Origin of the sequence: Bordetella genomosp. 10 (assembly GCF_002261225.1) — a bacterium.
GTDB lineage: Bacteria > Pseudomonadota > Gammaproteobacteria > Burkholderiales > Burkholderiaceae_B > Bordetella_C.
In genome coordinates, this window is record NZ_NEVM01000001.1 from 650,239 (window position 1) to 670,905 (window position 20,667).

Annotated in this window: 17 protein-coding genes and 1 pseudogene; 4 read left to right on the top strand and 14 right to left on the bottom strand. The window is 57.9% G+C overall.

Annotated elements, in window-relative coordinates; genetic code table 11:
- Positions 1-322 precede the first annotated feature (322 nt).
- The 4 genes from CAL29_RS02815 to CAL29_RS02825 form a co-directional block, all read right to left on the bottom strand.
- Positions 323-2,455, bottom strand: coding sequence for a peptidase domain-containing ABC transporter (locus tag CAL29_RS02815; RefSeq protein WP_218831797.1), 2,133 nt, complete (start codon positions 2,453-2,455; stop codon positions 323-325).
- Positions 2,452-3,702 (bottom strand): HlyD family secretion protein, encoded by a 1,251-nt coding sequence (locus CAL29_RS02820; RefSeq protein ID WP_094851470.1) that lies wholly within the window; start codon positions 3,700-3,702, stop codon positions 2,452-2,454. The genes CAL29_RS02815 and CAL29_RS02820 overlap by 4 nt, the downstream gene beginning before the upstream one ends.
- A 14-nt stretch (positions 3,703-3,716) precedes the next feature.
- On the bottom strand, positions 3,717-4,565 hold the full coding sequence (locus tag CAL29_RS31195) for a hypothetical protein (protein WP_143277591.1): 849 nt from the start codon (positions 4,563-4,565) through the stop codon (positions 3,717-3,719).
- Between the two features lie 112 nt (positions 4,566-4,677).
- Positions 4,678-5,859, bottom strand: coding sequence for a radical SAM protein (locus CAL29_RS02825; RefSeq protein WP_094851471.1), 1,182 nt, complete (start codon positions 5,857-5,859; stop codon positions 4,678-4,680).
- 1,155 nt (positions 5,860-7,014) lie between these two features.
- Here CAL29_RS02825 and CAL29_RS32250 point away from each other — a divergent pair.
- Positions 7,015-7,185 (top strand): annotated as a pseudogene (locus CAL29_RS32250) (IS66 family transposase); the annotation flags it as partial.
- 38 nt (positions 7,186-7,223) lie between these two features.
- Here CAL29_RS32250 and CAL29_RS32255 read toward each other — a convergent pair.
- Positions 7,224-7,532, bottom strand: coding sequence for an Ltp family lipoprotein (locus tag CAL29_RS32255; RefSeq protein WP_373559689.1), 309 nt, complete (start codon positions 7,530-7,532; stop codon positions 7,224-7,226).
- Positions 7,533-7,716: 184 nt separating this feature from the next.
- Entirely contained in the window at positions 7,717-8,352 is a 636-nt protein-coding gene (locus tag CAL29_RS02845; protein WP_143277592.1) for a hypothetical protein, read from the bottom strand.
- 591 nt (positions 8,353-8,943) lie between these two features.
- On the opposite strand from CAL29_RS02845, the gene CAL29_RS02855 reads away from it, so the two are divergent.
- Positions 8,944-9,660: an immunity 52 family protein gene (locus CAL29_RS02855; protein WP_094851476.1), complete on the top strand. Its 717-nt coding sequence runs from the start codon at positions 8,944-8,946 to the stop codon at positions 9,658-9,660.
- Positions 9,661-9,757: 97 nt separating this feature from the next.
- Here CAL29_RS02855 and CAL29_RS02860 read toward each other — a convergent pair whose 3' ends face one another.
- From CAL29_RS02860 to CAL29_RS02880, 5 genes are all read right to left on the bottom strand, one after another.
- Positions 9,758-10,735 (bottom strand): tripartite tricarboxylate transporter substrate binding protein, encoded by a 978-nt coding sequence (locus CAL29_RS02860; protein WP_094851477.1) that lies wholly within the window; start codon positions 10,733-10,735, stop codon positions 9,758-9,760.
- 40 nt (positions 10,736-10,775) lie between these two features.
- Positions 10,776-11,453, bottom strand: coding sequence for a GntR family transcriptional regulator (locus tag CAL29_RS02865; protein ID WP_094851478.1), 678 nt, complete (start codon positions 11,451-11,453; stop codon positions 10,776-10,778).
- Positions 11,450-12,592 (bottom strand): 2-methylaconitate cis-trans isomerase PrpF family protein, encoded by a 1,143-nt coding sequence (locus CAL29_RS02870; RefSeq protein WP_094851479.1) that lies wholly within the window; start codon positions 12,590-12,592, stop codon positions 11,450-11,452. Before CAL29_RS02870 ends, CAL29_RS02865 begins: the two co-directional genes overlap by 4 nt.
- Positions 12,589-15,240 carry an aconitate hydratase AcnA gene (acnA, locus tag CAL29_RS02875; RefSeq protein ID WP_094851480.1) on the bottom strand — a complete coding sequence of 884 codons (2,652 nt, stop codon included), beginning with the start codon at positions 15,238-15,240 and terminating at the stop codon, positions 12,589-12,591. The genes CAL29_RS02870 and acnA overlap by 4 nt, the downstream gene beginning before the upstream one ends.
- 224 nt (positions 15,241-15,464) lie before the next feature.
- The gene (locus CAL29_RS02880) at positions 15,465-15,845 is read right to left on the bottom strand and encodes a tautomerase family protein (RefSeq protein WP_094851481.1); all 381 of its coding nucleotides are present in this window, start codon (positions 15,843-15,845) and stop codon (positions 15,465-15,467) included.
- An 85-nt stretch (positions 15,846-15,930) separates the two neighbouring features.
- On the opposite strand from CAL29_RS02880, the gene CAL29_RS02885 reads away from it, so the two are divergent.
- Entirely contained in the window at positions 15,931-16,788 is an 858-nt protein-coding gene (locus tag CAL29_RS02885) for a LysR family transcriptional regulator (RefSeq protein WP_094851482.1), read from the top strand.
- Between the two features lie 12 nt (positions 16,789-16,800).
- Here the strand turns inward: CAL29_RS02885 and CAL29_RS02890 are convergent, their stop codons facing one another.
- Together CAL29_RS02890 and CAL29_RS02895 are read right to left on the bottom strand one after the other, a co-directional pair.
- Complete coding sequence (locus CAL29_RS02890) at positions 16,801-18,174, bottom strand: DUF4189 domain-containing protein (RefSeq protein ID WP_094851483.1); 1,374 nt, start codon at positions 18,172-18,174, stop codon at positions 16,801-16,803.
- A 206-nt stretch (positions 18,175-18,380) separates the two neighbouring features.
- Positions 18,381-18,806, bottom strand: coding sequence for a YybH family protein (locus CAL29_RS02895; protein WP_094851484.1), 426 nt, complete (start codon positions 18,804-18,806; stop codon positions 18,381-18,383).
- Positions 18,807-19,285: 479 nt separating this feature from the next.
- Here CAL29_RS02895 and CAL29_RS02900 point away from each other — a divergent pair, with 479 nt between their 5' ends.
- On the top strand, positions 19,286-19,540 hold the full coding sequence (locus CAL29_RS02900) for a hypothetical protein (RefSeq protein WP_094851485.1): 255 nt from the start codon (positions 19,286-19,288) through the stop codon (positions 19,538-19,540).
- Between the two features lie 139 nt (positions 19,541-19,679).
- Here CAL29_RS02900 and CAL29_RS02905 read toward each other — a convergent pair whose 3' ends face one another.
- Positions 19,680-20,654: a Bug family tripartite tricarboxylate transporter substrate binding protein gene (locus tag CAL29_RS02905; protein WP_094851486.1), complete on the bottom strand. Its 975-nt coding sequence runs from the start codon at positions 20,652-20,654 to the stop codon at positions 19,680-19,682.
- Positions 20,655-20,667 lie beyond the last annotated feature (13 nt).

Consider the following 20,667-nt stretch of genomic DNA (forward strand, 5'->3'; position numbering starts at 1 on the left):
TCGATGTTAGTGGATGCGGATTCCGCGCTGCCGGAAATTAGGCAAAGGGGATGTCAAATGTTGACACCGAATTCCATTGAATGCGGGAGTTGGGGGTGGTGGTTTCGGACGTGGGATCAGAAGCCTCGGCCGGTTCTCAACACGGTTTCACCCGTGCAGGGATTCGTCAGGGGACATTTGCGGGGGCTTTGATTCGCCCTTCGCCAGCCTGCCGTGTAAATACAGCAAGGGTCAGAGTGTCGATGGTGTGCGGTCCCGCTGGGCGCGCGCCACGAAGCCGAGTGGCTGCCCAAAAAGAGCAACATCGTTGTCTCAGCCAGCCTTAGCGCTCGCTCACGATCCTACCGTGTTCGAGATGGAGGACTCGGTCCGCACTAAGAATAGTTTCGGGGCGATGCGCGATGATGATTCGTGTCATCTTAAGAGAACCGACGGCCGTATTTACGTTGCGTTCGCAGGCGATGTCCAGGTGGCTAGTTGCTTCATCAAGAAGCAGGCAGCTGGGCTTCTTATAAAGCGCCCGCGCCAATAGCACGCGTTGTTTTTGTCCGCCGGATAGCACGCTACCCATATCTCCGGTCAGCGTGTCGTAACGCATCGGGAGGGCCTCGATTTCATCGTGGATACAGGCCATCTTCGCGCAGGCCACTACCCAGTCCGGATCAGCTTCAGGATCGAAAAAGCTAATATTCTCGAATAGCGAACCAGCAAAGAGCATGTCGTCCTGCATCACGGTCCCAAACACCTGACGCCGCGTCCTAGAGTCTGTTTGTTGGGTGGCCGAATTCCTTACGACGATGGAACCCGTGCTTGGCATAAGAATACCGAGCAACAAGTTTGCCAACGTTGATTTGCCGCTACCCGAGACGCCAGTGATGGCCACTGATTCTCCCGGCTGAATCGTGAAGCTCACATCGTTGAGTACAAGCGGTTCGAAGTCGCCATAGCGAAAGCTTAGATTCGAAACTATCAATTGGATAGCGCCTGCGTCGTCCGCAATTGAGCCGACATGCTGTGGATTCTCCAGATATTCCGTTCCCATCAGTGCAATATCTGAGAGTCGCTCCGCCTGCACCACCAGCATGCGATAGTCGACAGTCTTGTCGATTAACGCAAACATGCGGGTCTGAAACAGTACTTTGTACGCGAGGAAGGCTATCAACGTCCCCAATGTGAGCTCGCCAGCGATAACGAAATGCGAGCCTAACCATACGACAACAATATTTTCGAAACTAGAAAAAAATCCGTTTGAATGCTTATGGAAGAAAGTTAGCCGTTGGACGCGAATATTCGCATTGATTTGATCGGTCAACAATGGGAGCCACGCTCCTCGACGGCCATCCTCTTTGGAGAATAGCTTGATAGCTCTTATGCCGCGCAGCGTTTCAACGAAGTGACTTTGTTGTTTTGCTTCATGGACCAAATGCGCCTGCATGGCAGCACGCAGAGGTTTAAACCAGATCGTACGAATTGTCGCATAGGCCCCTGATGCCAAGAGAACCACGCTGGCAAGGATTGGGTTATAGAGAAATAATAGTGCAAGGGCCAAAAGCGTCATGACGCCATCTAATGCACCTTCCAGAAAAGAGGTGGTAATGGTGCGCTGAATGTCATCGATGGCGCCGAACTTCGAAAGTAAATCTCCTAGATGGCGCTTGTTGAAAAAGTCGACCGGCAGACGGATAAGGTGAGAAAAAATATTGGCGCGCCAGCGCAAATTCCATACGGCACCCACATGCATCAGCAACCACGATCGTAAAAAAGCAGTTGTGTGCTCACATATGGCCAGTACCAAGAAGGCGGTGGCCAGCAGATTCATTAATTCAACGTCGGCCGAAATAAGAACGTGATCAATAGTCCACTGAACATAGAATGGTGCAGCAAGGACAAAGATTTCAAGCACCACCGAGAAAACGAAAGTTTGCAAAAAAGCGCCGCGTAGACCTTCGAGTGAACCGATTAGATGAAATAGCGGAATTGTCTGCTGTTCGTCTTTTTTTTCAAACTCGGTAGCTGGCCAGAGTTCTAACGCTACTCCCGTGAATTTTTGTGAAATCTCCGCCATTGAGATTTTCCGATAACCGCGAGCGGGGTCATGAATATATACTGCGCCAGATTTAACGCGCTCGAGTACTACGAAATGATTGAATTCCCAATGCAGAATACACGGCGTTCGCAGATTTCTTAGGGAATCGAGTTTCAATTTAACCGCTCGGCTGACCAGCTGCATACGAGAGGCGATCTGAACGAGTCCGGTAAAGTTTGTGCCCTTTTGAGAGATGAAAAAACGCCTGCGTAGTTCCGGCAGTCCTACGCGGTGTTCATAATATCCCGCGATCATGGCCAGACAGGCCAAACCGCATTCAGCAGCCTCTGTCTGAAGTACAGTCGGTATGCGGCGCTCCCTGTGAAAAGAAAATGTTGTTTGCGCTGTTTCTTTTTGGCCGTGTGTCACAGCTTTTCTCTTAATCGATAAAGTGGTACAAACGCCCATTCGAAAAGGCGTCGAGTCTCTAGTGGCAAACTTGCATCTAGTAGCATGCCCGCGCGCAGGCGTTGTCCCTTGCCACGCAAATCATCGAGGAATTGACGCTCTAAATTAATCTTGACTAGATATACCGGGTTCCTGTTGTTTTGGTGATAGGGTGCTATATCTGCGATTTCTTCATGCAGCGTCGAGATTTCGGCAATGGAGAGAATGTTCCCGCGTTGTAAGCCGTATTTTTGATACGGGAATACGCGATAGCGTAACTTCACCGGCAGGCCTGGCTTTAGATGACCTACAGCGTGACTTTGCACATAAAGATGAGCTTCCAGCGGCTGATCATTTGAAATTATGGACATGAGAGGTTTGGTGGGGCTCACGCGCTGGCCGATATGAGCCACAACAGCCGTTGCCGAACCGTCGGCAGGGGCGATCACAGAAAACTCGCGAGCGGCGTCGTTTTCAGTTAGTTGTTGAGATATTTCGGCTAGTTTTCCTCTAAGCTGCGAACGTTCCTGCTGATGCTTATGCGGCATCCCCGCCAACGTTTCTGCGGTGTCCTCCTTCACCCGAATGGCGGTGAGGTGATCGCGTTCAAGAGCATATAGTCGACTCTGTTTCTCGTGGAAATCGGCTTGGACTTTGTCCGCCAGTTCTTTTGAGACTGCACCTAGTGGCTCGAGTCGACGATACCGGCTGGTGCTATCGCGTGCCAGCATCACGAGTTTTCGCTGCTCATCGATTAGTTCGCCATATTTGGCGATTTCCCGGGACTGATTTTCCAACCGCTGCTTCCATCGCCTCAGTTCAATCTCTTGCAATTTCTCCACGACTGAAAGATTCTTTGCAAGCAACTGCTGTCGCACGGAAAGGTGTTTATTGATGGCTACCATGGTTGGATTGCCACTGCCATCCCATTGCTCTCCTGACACTACGTAGAGGACGGCACCCGTTTTGACCTCTTGGTCGTCTGCTACGTGTTTAGCTGTGATAACCCCACGGAAGGGTGAAAACACTTTGACAATGCCATCTCTTGGGACTAGCTGTCCGGCCACTGACGTGTACCTCGTATAGCTTCCTATCACAAAGATTGCTATCAGCACGCTGGCGGCTACCGCTGATAATGCGGCTATGGTCTTCAGAGATGGCGGTTGGGCAATAATGGTCTCGCTCGTATGTCTAGCACGGCTCGCCTCTATAGCTGCTTTTCGGAACATGACTGTTCGACGTGTCAGTCTGCGCGAATTTCATTTTCATTGTGCAGGCGTTGGGCGGTTCCTTGTCGGCTCAGAAGATTAAAATCGTGGTGTGTTCCGTCGTAGTAGATGATGTTGTTTTTCAGGATATCCATACCGATGTAGCCCAAGTTATCGACTACTTCTTCGTTTTTTGTATGTCTGGGAATTACTGGTAGCGATTTGAGAATCTGTCCGTTAATTTTCAAATCAACAAGTCTCATGTGCTCGTTTCTTGGCAGCTCTGCTTTGAATATATCCATAATTTTTGGACTTTCTTTTCCTTTGGGTTTTGACGCTAGTAGCGAAGCTTGAATAAAGGTAAAGGGAGCACCGGAGTCGACCAACATGGGAATCATACGGTTGTCGAGTTCGACCGAAGTTGCGATGACGTAGTAGGGATTCGGGATGGTAGTTCCCCGTCGTATGTTGAGGTCGTTGACAGTTCCTATATCGAACGGCGGGCTGGTAAAAAAGCAATTCTCTTCGAAGTCCACAACGACAGCATTAGGCCCTGCGATAGCTTGTGGACTCAATATTCCAGAATAGCCATCTTCAGAAAGAGCCGATTCGGTGAGAAGGTAGAAGTCCTGCCGAATAGCATTTCCATGATAGTCCGCCAGGGTTGCCTTCACCTTTCGTGCATTGCCTGAACCGACAATGGCATGCTGTCTCTCGATCGTCGCGCTGGGATTCTCGTCGAGCAGGAATTCATCCCATAGGCTGTGCGAGTTGGAGCCTGTATCCAGCATCATCTTGGCGGGTCTACCATTGACTAGAATATGGACTGTCGGATTCGCTTTGCTCTGCATGTCGTCGTATTGAATTGAGCTTTGGAATTGCACGGGATTGCTAGTCAGAGTGGTAGCGCAACCCACTGCTTTCGCTTTTGCCAAGACTGGAATAAAAAGCATAGTTAAAGAAAGAAAAAAAGAGTTCTGGATGCTGTCATGACAATTAAAGCGAATCAGAAGAATGGAGGTTCTTGGAAATTTCGTGGAGCGGAACCCCTCGCTTGGCGAGGTATGCGGCGCTCTTTAAATACATTGCCTTCAGTGCCTCACAATAAATCGAGGGCTGATCAGCGTTACCATTCTTCATGCGATGGAGAGGGGTTTCGTCACGTGTAACGTGCCCACATACATTGAGCCAAGTGCATCGGGCGCATGAAGACGGGATGCTTCGTGGTGCACATATGCTGGAGACCATACTGTGCCAAGCTAGAAATTCTGGAAAAGTGGCGCTTTTGACATTCATGCCGGAGTTAAAGATTTCCGGCGCGGCGTTTCGCAATGTGTCGTCATGCCCAATGTCGCCACCACTCGATACAGTGAAAACTACTGTGTCGCTCGTCGAAGCTATTAACCGGTCTTTTGACGCCTTCTCTTTTTTTTGGAGAATTCCCTGCAGCGTCAGATCAATAATATTTATTCGATTTTTTTTGTTTTCGTCTCTTTCCCAGCACTCGAAGAGATCGCCTACAAACTTTACAAAGCGTGCTGTATCCGTCGGGCTCGCAGAGTCATGTGTTTCGTCGGGAAAGAGGAATTGCATGCGAGAGAAGCCTAACTCCTTAGTCAGGCACATATAAGTGGTGCTCGCATTGGACTCAGGGCTGACCACGCAAAGCGAACCGAAGCTAGGTATACGTCCTTCGGAAAATGCCTGCTTCACTGCAGCAATCTTTGGCACCATGCTGTCGAACGTTCCGCGGCCGCGGTGGTCAATCCGATTCGCGTCATGCTGTGCTTTGGATCCGTCGATACTGATCCCTACGGAAATCTGGTGGCGCGAGAACACTTCAAGCCAAGCTTCGTTTATCAAAACGGCATTGGTTTGCACGGTGAATCGAACCTGCTTTGCGTCATGCAGTCCGGTTTTTATTATCGATACGATTTCCGCGAACCGCTTCGGTCCTAGAAGCAAAGGCTCTCCACCATGCATATCTAGTTGGAAAGCCGTTTCCGAGATTTTCTGAGGCAGCGTTCTCAGAAATTTCACAAGGCTCTGGACGGTTTCCGCTGAAATGAGCGGAGGGTGATTTTCAAAGTCCTTGTTTCCCTTGTTGAAGAAGTAACAGTACTTGCAGTTTAAATTGCATCTCTCGGCAACCTTTAGAATGATCTCGATGTGGCGCATCGTTAACGTCCTCCGTGGAAGGTCCCCGAGGGCCTGTTAGAGCCGTCGGAGACGTTGCAAGGAACTGTTCGTATAACAACTAGAAGGCCTTGCTCCAGATTCTGTTAAAAGGTGTAGGGGGAACCTGCGGCGCTGCACCTACGATCTGATCAAGCTCAGATTGTGGGATATCTTCGATGAGCTTGTTCTCGGTGGCTTCACGTTGAGCGCGCTCCAAGTGCCGAATAATGTCATGGGTAGTCATTTTTCAATCTCTCTTTCCCGCGTTGAAGGATCGGATCCGCGGCGGCGGGTCGCTGAGGTCCGGAGACGGTGATTGATTGCTTGTTGCAGATGAGGTGTTCTTGGCGAACACACGCTTCTAGCTTTTCGAGTTCTTCCGCTTCAGAAGAAGCTCAACGGCAGGACCCAACGCCACTACGAGGTGGAAGGATAGATTTGGAGGTCGATTTGGAACGCTGCTGTTTCGCTTCAGTGGTACATCTATTGGGAAGGGTTCCGATGTAACTCCCTTCCTTTAGCGAGTGCTTGTGGAGGCCAAATTGGTCTGAATTCGGCTTGCGGCGCACGATCTTGCGTGCAGTTAATGCAAGCTGCGCGGTCGTTAGGTGGTAAGCGACTACCCAGTACCGCCTTTACTGTTTGACTGGTGATGTCCTGTGTGCACCAGCCGGCCATCGCAGGTGTGACGAGCACCGCGTATGCTCAGGCGGCGGGCGAGCCGATAGAATGGCCACCATGCAATCAATCGTCCTCACCTCCACCCGACGACATCGATGTGAAGGCCCCGTTGCCAAGCAGCTCAAAGAGGTGCGGGCGTTGCGTGAGGAACGTTCCGCCTGACATGAGGAGTGCGAAGCACTGCAACAGTCCAGGCATGATGATAAGAACGAGATCGCGTTGGAACTTGAACTCGAAGAGCTCAGGGTCAATCAGGGCGAGTGGGCAGCCGTCACCGAACGGTCTGCATGCAAGCCCTCGTCTGCGCCGATTCGTTGCCCCTTGCCGCCGTATCTGCCGCGTGCGGTCATCGAACCCCGTCCGCACGCCCCGTTCTGCCTGGATTGTGGTAGTCAGTGGTGGTGCTTGGGCTGTAGAGTACGTGCCAGCCAGCTTCAAGGTCATCCAGCACGTCCGCCCGTGCTTTATCTGCATGTGCTGCGACTGCATGATTCAGCAAGTACGCAAGACCATACCTTTTTGCATCGGCAGCCTGCCATCTACGCTCGCGAAGGCGTCGAACTCAGCGACAGCACAATGGCCAACTGGGCCGGCGTGCACCATCAACTGCTCTTGCCCTTGGTGGCACGGCTGCGCGATCATGCCTTCGCGGCTAGGGAGCTGCGCACGGCACACGCCGGTCTTCAGCATGCTCCTGCTGCATGTGCTCCGTGGGTTGTCTGGCTTTTGGTGTATTTGTTGCCAGCGCTCGACGACAGTCGCTCAATGAGTCCCTTACATGAAAAGCCCATCATATCGAGATACTGCCTCGCGGATCTTTCTGCCTGTTTGTTCCAATCCACATAGAGACTATCGACAGCAACTGTCGCATCTGACAGCTTATAACCATCCCCTGTAGCCGAAGATGGCTGCTCAATCAGCCCATCGCGTGAGAAACCTTGGATGCTCAGATATAGATTACGGAAGCGCTGAGGCGACAGGGTGGCTCCCAACAGATCAAATATTTTTTTTCTATGGGAATGCGTCCGCTATCCGAGGAAGAGACTCATACTGTCTGTCGTCGCGTCACGGACAGTGTCCCTTCTGGGTTGTTTGACAAGTTAATATGGTCGCCGAATGGAATGGCTTAACGGCTACTAATGCAGCGAAGAACATATTGTTTCTGTGGACACGCCCTTACTTGCTGCCAGGTTCAACACCGTCATTCGGATGCAGAGTCCGCTGATCTATGTCCTCGGGACGCTTACTCTGCCAGACTGCCCAGTAACGCTGACGTTTGTCTTCGATGGACTCTCGGTTCTGCTCAAACCATTGCGCCGAGGCCGGAGTCAGCTCCATCCAGGCATTGTTTTTTAGAAGGTCGCTGAGATCCTTGTCGCTGAGCGTGCGACGAGTGTAGGTATTTGAGTAAGCTGGCCACAGTGAAAACCTGCCGTAAAGTGCGCCCATTCGGACGATGCCTTGAGCATAGTAGACCTTACCGGCCGCGAGATCGGCTTCCAGAAAGTCCGCGGCTTCCGAAACAATCATAAAAAGGTGGTGACCGGGTGTGGTGGTGTACGCCAGGTTGGTTCCCTTCGCTAACGTGCCAATGAGCTTTGACTGAGGGTCCGTTGCGTCATAGACGGTGCCATTGACACCACCGCCAAAGAATGAATTGTTCCGCAGGAAAATCACTTGAGATTGTTCGATGCTCGGCGGAGCCGGAGCCTTCGAGCGGACCATAGGCGCACCGCATCCGGTGAGGGCCAGTACAAGACAAGTAAACAGGATGCTGCGGATCGGCATGGTGTTCCGGGAAGGTTGCGACATGGGATAGCTAGCTAACGCCTAAATTAATAGTAACCTATTAAAACTAAATATGTAAATTGGAATCAACGAGATTTTGTTTGTGTGTGATAGACCGACGCGCTCCGGATTTAGCACGAAGCAGGTTTAGAGTCCGGAATTAAAATCTCTTCTTGTCCGCCACCCTTGGTGAGTTGCTGAGACGGCCGGCGCAAGCGCCATATACTGGGCGGGATTGCCACCTTGGTTGGTGATACGCGACGAGAGGGACGCCTTGCCCAGAAGCGGGAAGCCTTGCGAGACGTGCCTGCCCGATCTGCGAGTGCAGGTCAGGCGTAGGTACGGCGTGAACTGGAACACCTACGAATACCAAGCCAGAAGAACGGGATTTACCTACGACACCGAGTGTTGTCCTCATGGAGGATGATGGGGAGGGCGCCGAAATAGTGAGCAGGCTTTCGTACCATACAGGGGGAAATTGAACGGCAAGCTTTTATTGTTAATGGTTCTTTTGTCTATGAGATAGTACTTTTAAAACCTTAAGGCATTCGCCCGAATGCTCTCAATATTGAATGAATATCGTCGAGTTCGAAAGACTTGTCTAGAAGACGAAGAATGATCATTACGTGCAAATTCAGAGACCCCACGCTCGCTTCGGAAGACTTTCCCGAGATGCTGCGTCGAATGTACTGCGTTACCTCCTCGCTCGCGGAAAAGTCGGAAGGGTTGAACCACTGGTTCGCACAAGGAAACTCTCTTGAAGAGGCGCATCTATATCCAGCTTTTGAAGGTGGCGAACCATCAACAGCACTACTTGCTGTGCTGAATCATAAGTATCGGAACGACAAATCCTTCACGTTCATCTCGATATGGAATGGGGCTGCCGAGCAACGTGACGGAGTTTCGCTTGCGTTGTACGTGAATGACAGGGGCCAACCTTGCACTTTGACTATTTCGAATCATAAGCGGAGAGCCAATAGGTTTGGCGGCGCAGATGCTGTTAAAGATATAGTCGCTGCATTGGTAAGGCTGTTTCAACCTTTGTTTGTATCTGTCTCGCCTCGCTATTACGCTCAAAAGCAAGTTTTCGACGACAAACCTGGCGTGGGTTGGATGCTGTACCTCCCGCAGGTAATCACGGCAGAACAGGTTCCGGAAGCCCAAGCTTTAATTCCTCTGCCCGTTGGCGGAAAGAAGCAGACCGGTACTATCATCGTCAGCGTGGCGGACGAAGTGTTTTCGCTGGACAATCCCCGCCATGTCGAGTTGGCGAACCAGATTGAGATTCGCCTGGTGGACCAGGACTTGTTGCCGCGCTACGCGGACCTCTAGTGCTTGGCCTGTCTCCCAATCACGATCAACATTGACCGAATGAAATCTCGCAGGCCAGCCGGATCGATACGCCCGATCTGGCCTGCTCAGGCCGTCCTCAGTCTGCCTTGAGAGCCACCGTCGAACTCAACTTGTGCCAGGTCGCCACCTCGTTCTTGATGATCGACGCAAATTCCGCCGACGTTCCGCCGGCGGGCGTCAGGCCTTCGGCTTTCAGCTTTTCCGCGAGGTCCGTCGATTGCAGCGCCGAGTTCACCGCGGCATTGATCTTTTCGACGATTTCCGGCGGCGTTCCCTTTGGCGCGATGAGCCCGTGCCAGAGCGGTACCGCGTAATCGGGCACGCCGGATTCCTGCACCGTCGGAACGTCCGGCAGCGTCGGGATACGCTCGGCCGTCGTCACGGCCAACGCTCGCAGCTTGCCGCTTTGTATCATCGGGATGGCCGCTGCCGCGCTGCTGAAAAAGACATCGACGGTGCCGGACAGCGTGTCGGCCAAGGCAGGCCCCGTGCCCTTGTAGGGGATGTGCCTCAGCTTGATTCCGGCGCGCTGGTTCAATAGTTCGCCGGCGGCATGAACGATGCTGCCCGTGCCGCTGGACGCGAAAGTGATCTTGCCGGGCTCGGCCTTCGCCAGCGCGATAAATTCCTTGAAGGTCTTTGCCGGGAGTTTCGGATTGGCGACCAGGATCAACGGGCCCTGCGAGATCCGCACGATCGGAGCGATGTCGTTCACCGGATCGAACTTCAGCTTGAAAACGCTCGGGTTCACCGTGTAGCTGGAGGCGATCAGCGTGAGCGTGTAGCCGTCGGGCGCGGCTCTGACACCATACTCGGCGCCCAGATTGCCGCCGGCGCCCGGCTTGTTTTCTACGACGATGGATTGCCCCAGCGAGCCCGATAGCTTGCTGGCGATGAAGCGCGCCTCGAAGTCCGATCCCCCGCCGGCCGCGAAGGGAACGACGATCCTCACGGGCTTGGAGGGCCATTGGTCGGCCGCCTGCGTGGCGGTGGCCGTAAGAACAGCCAAGGCGGCTGCGGAAAGAAGCAAGGTACGGCGATATTTTTTGATCATTATGTCTCCCTCTGTGGTGGAAATGCAGAAACGGTGCTGCCTACATAGTCATGTTGTCGAGAATGTCCTGTCTGGCGCGCGCAATGTGACGGCGCATGGTTAGCTCGGCCATTTCCGGATCCCGGTCCGCGATCGCGTCGACGATGCGTTGGTGTTCATGCATCGATCGCTCGGTACGCTGCGGCCGGCGACGCTGCTGCCGCCGGCAGAGATCGATAAGGCCGTGGTAGTCCTCGCTGAGGAACTTGATGAGAAACTCGTTGCGGCTGGCCCGGACAATGGCCGAGTGGTAGTCGATGTCCAGATTGGGAAACGAGGTGGCGGGATCGTCGGGCATGGCCTGCCTGGCAAGCCATTGGCGCTCCAGCGCCTCGCGCAATTGGTCGATCTCGGGTTGTGTGATCCGTAGCGCCGCTTCGCGGGCCGCCATTCCTTCGATGGCCTCGCGCAGTTGGAAGATGTCGTTGACCTTTTTCGCGTCAAGCACCACCACGCGCGCGCCCTGGCGTGGAATACGGGTAACGAGGCTGCGTTCCTCGAGGCGGCGTATGGCTTCGCGCAGGGGCGCGCGGCTGACCCCGAACTTGCGTGACATCTCGGGCTCGCTGATCTTGGCGCCCGGCGGAATCTCGCCTTCTAGAATGGCATCCCGAAGCCTAGCCAGCACGTTGTCGGACACCGGCTCCCATTCGCGATCGAAGTCTTCCTTCGCACTCATGCCGCGCTCCTTTCCACGCTTGCGGCGGGAACGTAGACCTTGCCCTCCATCAAGCGGCGGGCCGTGCGGTAGACCGAGGTTTCGCAGACATGCGGCCTGCCGTCTTTCTCCTGGACCTTGGCGCCGACGAGGAGGATGCCCGACGGGTGTTCGATTGCGACGTCTTCGCCCGTGGGACGCCTGGCCATTGCATGAGCGACCGTCCCGTCGAGATGAATCGCCGCCGCGACGCACATGCCGCCGGTCAGGGGCGTCGCCCGATGCGGTTGGCCGGTCGACATCACGCGCACGCGCAGGTGGCAGTCTTCACGCGACGGACTGGATAGAAGGGCGACCTGGGGCAGGCTGCGCACTCGCAGGCGCGCATCGTCGGCGTCGGTGGCGATGCCGATCTTGACGGCCGCGGCCCTGCGGATCGCTTCGCAATACATCAGGGCACGCGAGTCGGCGTCCAGTTCGGCGGGCGTCTCCCCGCCGGTCAAGCCGATCGCGTCGGCCCGAAGCATGACGACCGGATTCGCCGCATCGACGATGCTGACCTCGATGGATGGCCAATCGCCTTCCAGCTCGAGATTCTCAATACGTGAGTCGGTCGGGATCAGCTTGCCGGTGACGGCGCCGCCGGGTTCCAGGAACGATAGCCGGACAGGCGCGCCGGCGCCGGCGATGCCGGGCAGTACGCAGTCTCCCTGCACGGCCGCGCGGCCGCCGACCAGGGGGAATCGCGACACGATCACCTTGCCGGTGTTGGTGTTGTGGATGCGAACGGTCGCCGCATCGCCCGTGGCGTGTACGAGGCCTTCATCGACAGCATACGGGCCGACCGCCGAGGAAATGTTGCCGCAGTTTCCCTTGTACTGGACGATGGCCGAGTCGATCGGCACCTGCGCAAAGGTGTAGTCGACGTCCGCATCGGGGCGCGTGGACGGGCCGACGATGGCGATCTTGGACAGCGACGAAATACCGCCGCCCATGCCGTCGAGCTGCCGTCCGTACGGATCCGGCGTCCCCAGCACCGCGCAGAAGATCGCGTCGCGTTCCCGCTCGCTTTCAGGCAGGTCGGACACCTTGAAGAACAGCGCGCGGCTGGTGCCGCCACGCATATAGACCGAGGAAATGGCCAATTGGTCGCCGTTCATGCGGTGGTCTCCTCCTGGTGTATGAGACGATCCAGCACGAAGGGGAACATCCCGCCGCGCCGCCACACCTCGACTTCACTGGCGGTGTCCAGCCTGCAACGGCATTGGAATCGCTCGGTACGGCCATCGGCACGATGCATCGTGACCGTCACCGTGCCGCCGGGCGCGGCCGACGACGTGTCGATATCGAAGGTCTCGATGCCCTCGAGACCCAGCGTCGAGCGGCTTTGGCCGGGCAGAAACTGCAGCGGCAGGACGCCCAGGTTTGCGAGATTGGCGCGATGGATGCGCTCGAAGCTTTCCGCGATGACCGCGCCGACGCCGAGCAGGCGCGTACCCTTGGCGGCCCAGTCGCGGGACGAGCCCGCGCCGTAGTCCTTGCCGGCGATCACGACGACCGGCACGCCCGCCGCGCGGTAGCGTTCCGCCGCCTCGAAGACGCTGCTTGGCGCCTGGTCGCCGAAGACCTTGGTATAGCCGCCCTCGATACCGGGAACCAGTTCATTGCGCAGCCGCGTATTGGCAAAGGTGCCGCGCACCATCACCTCGTGGTTGGAGCGGCGCGAGCCGTAGGCGTTGAAGTCGATGCTCGCGACGCCGTGGTCCTGCAGGTATTTCGCCGCGGGCGTGCCAGCCGCGATCGCGCCGGCCGGGGAAATATGGTCGGTCGTGATGCCGTCTCCGAGCATGAGCAAGGCGCGCGCGGAACGGATGTCCGCGGGGGCGCCATCGGCCCGCTTGAGTTCGGCATAGGGGGGACGACGGATATAGGTGCTGCCGTCGTCCCAGGGAAAGAGTTCCGACAGGGGCGGGGAAAGCGTTTCCCATGCGTCCTCGCCCTTGAACACGTCGGCGTAGCCCGTGACGAACGCGGCCGGTGTGACGTGGCGCGCGACGATCTCCTGCACCTCGGCGGCATCGGGCCAGATCTCGGACAGGAAGACCGGCTTGCCATCGGCGTCGACACCGATCGCATCGCGCGTCAGGTCGATGCCCATATGGCCCGCGATCGCGTACGCGACCACCAGGGGCGGCGACATCAGATAGTTGCCGCGCACCAGCAGGTGGATGCGGGCCTCGAAGTTGCGGTTGCCCGAAAGCGCCGAGCACACATGCAGCTTGCGGTCTCGGATGGCGGCCTCGATGGCCGGATCCAGCGGTCCCGAGTTGCCGCCACAGGTGGCGCAACCATAGCCCGCGATGCCGAAGCCCAGCTTCTCCATCGGTTCCAGCAGGCCGGCCGCGGCAAGGTAGGCGCCGACGGCGCGGGAGCCGGGGGTCAGCGAGGTCTTGACCCATGGACGGCTGATCATGCCGCGGCGAACCGCATTCCGGGCCAGCAGGCCGGCGGCGATCATGACGGCGGGGTTCGATGTGTTGGTACAGCTCGTAATGGCGGCGATGACCACCGCGCCGTCCTCGAACCGGACCTCGGCCGGGGCGATCGGCTTGTCGCCATGCTGCGCGGCGACCTCGCCCAGCGGCACCCGCTGATGCGGCTTGCTGGGGCCCGCGACGCAAGGCTCCACCTCCGACAGGTCCAGCGTCACCAGCGCCGAATAGGTCGGTTCGACGCTGTTTGCATCGCGCCACAGGCCTTGGAACCGGGCATAGGCCTCGACCAATGCCACTTGCTCGTCGCCGCGGCCAGTCAACGAGAGATAAGCCGTCGTCGCGGCGTCGATGGGGAAAAGCACACAGGTCGAGCCATACTCCGGTCCCATGTTGGCGATCGTCGCCCGGTCCGCCACGGGCAATTCGTCGAGGGCCGGACCGCAGAACTCGACCATGGCGCCGACCACGCCGGCCGCCCGCAGCTTTTGCGTCAGCGTGAGCACGAGGTCCGTCGCCGTCACGCCGGGCCTGAGCTTGCCGCTCAGCCTCACGCCGATGACGCGGCCCAGGGGCGTGACCAGCGGCAGGCCCATCATGGCCGCCTCGGCCTCGATGCCGCCGACGCCCCAGCCGAGCACACCCAGCCCGTTGACCATGGTGCTGTGGCTGTCGGTTCCGACCATGGTGTCCGGATAGGCGACAACGCCGCGCGCCGTCTCGCTCGTGCGTACGACAGTCGCAATGTGTTCGATATTGACTTGATGGAGGATGCCCTTGCCGGGCGGGACCACGCGCACGTTGTCGAAGGTCTTCTGTGCCCACTTGGCAAGGCGAAAGCGCTCCGCGTTCCGGGAAAACTCCAGATCCATATTGCCGATCAGGGCGTCCGGCCGGCCCGAGAAATCCACGACCAGCGAGTGATCGATGACCAGGTCGACCGGAATCTGCGGGTTGACGCCGCGTGGATCGCCGCCCGCATCGGCCATGTCGTTGCGCAGCGTCGCGATGTCGACAAGCGTGGGGATGCCCGTGTAGTCCTGCATCAGAACGCGGGCCGGGTGATAGGAAACCTCGATGGGCTGCGTCTGGTCGGGTTGCCAGTGGATCAGCGCGGACAGATCGTCCTGGCTGATGCCATTGACCCCAAGATTGCGCAACACGTTCTCCGCAAGAATACGCACGCTGTAGGGCAGTCTGGCCAGGTCGATATCGGGAAAGGCGGCAGCCAGGCTGTAGCCAAGAACCGGCGTGGATCCAGTCGTCGGGACCGGGCGCAGGTAGGCGTCTTGAGGGCGGCTTTGGTCGGAGGGCATGGATCTTTTTCGGTCGTTTGGTGCGGGGAAGTGTATTCCTGTGTTTGTTGAGTTGTCGACAGATTTATGAAAAAAAGGCGTTTCATGTTATGAAACGCCGTTTTACAGGAGGGTTTTGTCTACAGAAGATTTGCCGGCTTGAAGAGCTGTCGACAGAAAAGTGCGACCGAGAGTGCTCCCACCGCATGCGGGCCGGTACGCCAGCGGCGTCGCACGGGTACGCCTCAGGCGTACTGCGCGATGCCGTTGCCGAGAGACCAGTTCTCCTTCACCACCTCCAACACGTTGATGAATACGTCCTCGGGACGGATGCCGGGATTCTCGCCGAGCAGCTCGGCGATCCGCCGGAACAACGCTTTCTTCTGGTCCGCGCTGCGGGTGTTGTTCGCGGTGATCTGGATAAAGACAAGGTTGTCGCTGCGCGCGACATCGAGGTATGAAGCGCCATAGCGGAAGTTCGCGGCTTCATGTTCCGTCAAGACCATGAACTGGTCATCCTCGGGGACGTCGAACGTTTCGCGCAATGCGCGATAGACGCCGTCAAAGATGGCCTGCCGGTAGGCTTCCGTCTTTCCTGTACGTAGTGAGATATGGGCGAGTGGCATCGTGAATCCTGTTTAAGGGTTGTCCTGCCAGCCATTATCTATTTTGGTAGGATATAGGTGTTTATTTCAGAAATAAATATTAGAAATGTCTGAACGCCTTCTCGATCTGGATGCCGTCCGGGCCTTCGTCCGCATCGCGGAGCTGGGCAGTTTCACGCGCGCGGCTGAAGTCCTGCGGACCACGCAGGCCGCGGTAAGCCTGAAGCTGAAGCGGCTCGAAGACAGGCTCGGTTTCCGGCTCGTCGAACGCACGCCGCGCCATGTGGAGCTTTCGGGGCAGGGCGCCGCCTTCCTCGTGCACGCGCGAGCGCTCCTGGAGGCACATGAACGGGCCTTGTCCGTCGCCGGCGGCGCCCGGCGCCGCCTGGCCATAGGTATCAGCGACCACGTGGCGGGGCCCGAGCTGCCTGAGCTCATCGCCCGCATGAACAGCCAGAATCCGCAGTTGCTGATCGAAATCCGGATCGGCTCGTCGGGGGACCTTCTTCAGCATTTCGACCGGCGGGAACTGGATACGGTGATCGTTCGTCAGCACGCCGATCGGAGCGACGGCGAAATGATCGTCGAAGAGAAATTCGGCTGGTTCGCCGCGCCAGGCTGGCAGCATCGCGCGGCGGATCCGCTGCCGCTCGCCACGATGGCGGCGCCCTGCGGCGTACGGGCGATGGCCGAGCAGTTGCTCGATGAGGCAGGCGTCCCCTGGGCCGAGGTCTTCGTCGGCGGCGGTGTCATGACGGTTGCCGCTGCCGTCATGGCCGGACTCGGCGTTGCCGCGCTGTCTCCGCGCATGGTCCCCCTCGGCGCCGTGGACGTCGGCCCCAAGCTGGGACTCCCCGATCTGCCGCGGCTCCCCGTTTTGCTGCATTCCAGGGTCAAGGACGATCGAGGGCGGGACGCGCTCCGCGCACTGTCAGCGGCTTTCCGCAGCGCGGTGCGAGGATAACCGAGCCTTGAATCAACGCCGCGCCAGCATCGCTTCCAGTTCGGCGGCGCGGTCGGCCGTCCGGTTCAGCACGCAGGAATTACTGTCCAACATGGCTGCCGTGCCGCCGTTCGTGTCCGGCGCGCAATCCGAATCGCGTGACTTGATCCACGCGCGCTCCTGATCTCGCAGGGTGCTCATTGCGGGCTGGTCGAGCACCTGGCGCAATTGCCCGTAGGCTTTGTTCAAGCGCGCGTCCTGGAAAGCGAGTTCAGTGCCGATGCAGTCGTTCATCGACGCGGTGACGCCGCCACTGGCGTTCACGCAAGCCTGGAAGGAAGGACGCAGCTTGGGCTGCGCTTGCGCCTGCGGGTTTTTATTGGCGAGGGGCGGCGTGGGCGTGCTGTCCTGCCGATGCGCCTGCGGCGTTTGTGGCGTTTGCTCCTGAGCCGGAGCGGCCGAGGAAGACTGTTGCTTGGCGAAAGGCGCCGTCGACGGATAGGAGGCGCCGGTGCAGCGGACCATTACCGCGCACTGCTTGCCATATTTCGCATCGCACTTTGCACGGAAAGCCTGGTTCAGCACATTCGGGTCGGGATTGGTTTCCGGCGTCAGATATTCGTCGTTCTTCGAGGGATCCAAGGGGTAGCCCGTGGCAACGCAGGTGTTGTTGAACGTGGCGAGGATCCGGCATGCGCCGCCTTGGCAGCGCGCCATCGCGTGGTCCTCGGCGTCTTTCCGGGTAAGCTCGTCGACGGAAATACGCACGGTGTCGTCGCGCGGTCCCACGGCGATTGCGCCCCAGAATTGGCGCAGGGCCCGGTAACCCCTGGAAAACTTGTCCAGTTCCTCGGCCGTTGCCTGGGCAGCATGCTCACTGGCCTCAGCTTCGAATTTGTCGGAGTACCTGGCGCCGGTGCAGATCGCGAACGTGACGAGGCGGCATTGGCCGGTCGGATTGGCCTTGTCGCATTTTTCGACGGCGTAGCGGCCCGCGTCCCGCGGGTAGGCGGCGAAGCCCGAATAGACCTTGTTCTGGTTGTCCACGGCCAGCGCGCCGCAGGCTTCGGAGAAGGTTTCCATTACCTGGCAGTCCTGGCCATCCGCCTTGCGGCAGGACGCCACGGCGGCTCGGGATGCCTCGGCTTCGCTGCGTTGCTCGTACGCCCAGGACAGCCGCCCCTTGGCGTCGGCGGCGAAAGCCGCCCAGGTCGCCGCGCGCGCGGCGGGCTCGGGCTGCTGGTAGCCGCCGTTGTCGCCCTGGCCGTTGTAGTAAGGTGAATTCGGACGATCAGGGGGAATGCCCGCCGGATTTCCGGCACAGGGAATGCCCGGCGCGCACTGCGCCCAAGTCGAGGAAAAACATGCCAGACACAGCAAAAGTCCGAACAGTCCACGCCCGATCATCTTCGAATACTCCTATTGGCAATATGCATGGCGCGCCGTCCGAACGGCAGCGCGCAGTATTTTGGGGATTACCCATCGATCTTAAAGGATGCTTGCCTGGATACGCTGGTTTCCGCGCGACCCGGGTAATGACTTTCCCGTCGCGCAGTGGATACCGTGGACCGCGAGCTATATAAATAAGCGTAGCGTCGCTTGGGGAAGCGCCGTCAGGAGCCTTGGCGGTCTCTCAACACTGTTTCCCCGGTGCGGGGATTCGTCAGGGTGACGTTTTCGAGCGCCTTGATTCGCCATTCGCCCGCCTGCCGTGTCAGCACGGCAAGGATCAGCGTGTCTACTGTGTGCGGTCCCGCCGGATGATGAGGACCGGCCGCGAGGCGGCTCCAGAAGTGCACGACCGCGGCGGCGTCGCCGATCGCAACCTTGTCGATCAACTCGTTCTCGAGCGTGGAGTCGCTGTAGATGGTTGCGTGGATGGGAGCATGCAGCTTGATGATCTCGTCAACGCCGCGCACATAATGTCCAAACCGATTCACGAACGTCGCATCCTCATGAAACAGTCCGCCGAGAGCCTGCATGTCGTGATTGTTCCAGGCGGCTTGAAATGCCCGGGGTGCGTCTTCGGGTTGTTTCATTGGATGCTCCAAGGCGTTTATATGATCAGGGCATCCAATGCCCGTCTTGGATGCCTATAGTCCGGAAGGCAGGGCGAGTTTTGCATATTAAGGTGCGGTCCTTCCGTGTCATTGGCCGCCTGAACTTGTTGACCTGCAATCGACGTATGACACAATCGACTTCTTGAGATTAACAGCAAAATTGGATGCCAAAAATGTTCCCGGCGAATAGTGATATTCAATCCGATTGCCTGATCTCTGCGTTCCCGAGCTTGCTTCGTTCCGAGGTGACCGTCGTCACGGATTTGATTCGTCCCTGCGTGGATTCGGAATCTCTCGTCTCTGTTTCAGGCGAGTCTCTCAATGCTCCGTACCGAATTGCAAATGGAGCGCTTTGACCTGACAGCCTGACGGGCGTCCCGTATTGAGAGTAAGGTACGAAGTAGAGGCCTTGATTTGCCCGGCACTTCGGCCTGTGCCTCAGCGGGAACCGGAACATCATGAAGACCTATCGCTTAGTGCTGCGGCCAGTCCTCGCCGCGGTCGCGTGCGCGACGATCGCCGCCTGCGCGGATAATCCGCCACGGCAGGCCGATATGGACTATCGGAGCCAGCCATCTCCCACCACGCAGGGGACGAGCAACGCCCCTGGTTCCTCGGGCCAGCGCTTGACCATACAGTCTGGCGAGGGAGAAAGGTTGAATCTTCCCTGGTTCGTCAGGGACACGCAGGACTGGATCAACAACAGCAACTGATCCAGGTCTGATTCACTGCGCGGGAGCCGCCGCTCCCGGCCATGGATCTACCCGTAACCTCCAAGTAGCGTTGGCTTTCCGCGCATCGTGGCATGGCCTCGCCGGCGAAGATCGCCGGCGGACCCTTGCACCTCCGGGCCTATTCCACTTTGACCCCCGTGGTCTTCACCACTTCCTTCCACTTCGATGCTTCGCCGGCCACGTAATCCGTCACTTGCGAGGGCGACATGGGGCCGACGGGTTCGCTGTATTGGCCGGCCAGACGCTGCACCATTTCAGGCGAGTTCATGATTTCGTTGACGGCCTTGTTCAGCTTCTCGACGATGGACGGGTCCGTGCCGGCCGGCGCATAAAGTCCCAGCCAGGTGTAGACGTCGAGGCCGGTAACGCCGCTTTCGGCCAGGGTAGGCAGATCGGGGAAGAGTTTGCTGCGCTGGGCGCTCACCACGCCGATCGGGCGCAGTTGGCCCGACTTGATGAAGGCCGCCACGCTCATCGAATCCTGGATCGCTACCTTTACTTCACCGGATACCACGGCGTTGGTGCCGGGCGCGGCCCCCTTGTAGGGAACGTGCACCATGGGCAGTCCGGTGATTTTCTTGAGCCATTCGCCCCCGAGGTGCGTCGACCCGCCGAAGCCGGCCGTGGCATAGGGAATGCCTTGCTGGGATTTGCCCCAGGCCAGAAATTCCGGGATGGTCTTGACGGGTAGCGCGGGATTGACGACGAGCAGGTTCGGTGCCTTCGCCAGTATGGAAATCGGAGCGAAGTCCTTTACCGGATCGTAGTGGACACGGTCGTTCACCGCGGGTCCGATCACGTGCCCCGTGGCGCTGACGAGCAGGGTATAGCCGTCATTCTTCTGCCGGGCGACGAACTCCGTACCGAGTTGGCCGGCGGCGCCCGGCTTGTTCTCCACGATGAAGGTCTGGTTGAAGCGTTTTCCCAGATCCACCGACAGCAGGCGCGCCACGATATCCGTCATGCCGCCCGGCGCGAAGGCCACGACGACGGTCACGGGGTGGTCGGGATACTCGGCCCGAGCGGCGCCCGCCGCCAGGGTGGATACGAGGAGCGCGCCAATGGCGCAGCGGCCAAGCAATTTGCGAATCATGAAGTCTCCAGGG

Bases quoted from the DNA above. Each gene is read 5' to 3' on its own strand.
- CAL29_RS02905 (WP_094851486.1), bottom strand. From the start codon at position 20,654: ATGATTCGCAAATTGCTTGGCCGCTGCGCCATTGGCGCGCTCCTCGTA.
- CAL29_RS02890 (WP_094851483.1), bottom strand. From the start codon at position 18,174: ATGATCGGGCGTGGACTGTTCGGACTTTTGCTGTGTCTGGCATGTTTT.
- CAL29_RS02880 (WP_094851481.1), bottom strand. From the start codon at position 15,845: ATGCCACTCGCCCATATCTCACTACGTACAGGAAAGACGGAAGCCTAC.
- CAL29_RS02865 (WP_094851478.1), bottom strand. From the start codon at position 11,453: ATGAGTGCGAAGGAAGACTTCGATCGCGAATGGGAGCCGGTGTCCGAC.
- CAL29_RS02845 (WP_143277592.1), bottom strand. From the start codon at position 8,352: ATGTCGCAACCTTCCCGGAACACCATGCCGATCCGCAGCATCCTGTTT.
- CAL29_RS02895 (WP_094851484.1), bottom strand. From the start codon at position 18,806: ATGAAACAACCCGAAGACGCACCCCGGGCATTTCAAGCCGCCTGGAAC.
- CAL29_RS02825 (WP_094851471.1), bottom strand. From the start codon at position 5,859: ATGCGCCACATCGAGATCATTCTAAAGGTTGCCGAGAGATGCAATTTA.
- acnA (WP_094851480.1), bottom strand. From the start codon at position 15,240: ATGCCCTCCGACCAAAGCCGCCCTCAAGACGCCTACCTGCGCCCGGTC.
- CAL29_RS02855 (WP_094851476.1), top strand. From the start codon at position 8,944: ATGATCATTACGTGCAAATTCAGAGACCCCACGCTCGCTTCGGAAGAC.
- CAL29_RS02820 (WP_094851470.1), bottom strand. From the start codon at position 3,702: ATGTTCCGAAAAGCAGCTATAGAGGCGAGCCGTGCTAGACATACGAGC.
- CAL29_RS02870 (WP_094851479.1), bottom strand. From the start codon at position 12,592: ATGAACGGCGACCAATTGGCCATTTCCTCGGTCTATATGCGTGGCGGC.
- CAL29_RS02900 (WP_094851485.1), top strand. From the start codon at position 19,286: ATGAAGACCTATCGCTTAGTGCTGCGGCCAGTCCTCGCCGCGGTCGCG.
- CAL29_RS02885 (WP_094851482.1), top strand. From the start codon at position 15,931: ATGTCTGAACGCCTTCTCGATCTGGATGCCGTCCGGGCCTTCGTCCGC.
- CAL29_RS02860 (WP_094851477.1), bottom strand. From the start codon at position 10,735: ATGATCAAAAAATATCGCCGTACCTTGCTTCTTTCCGCAGCCGCCTTG.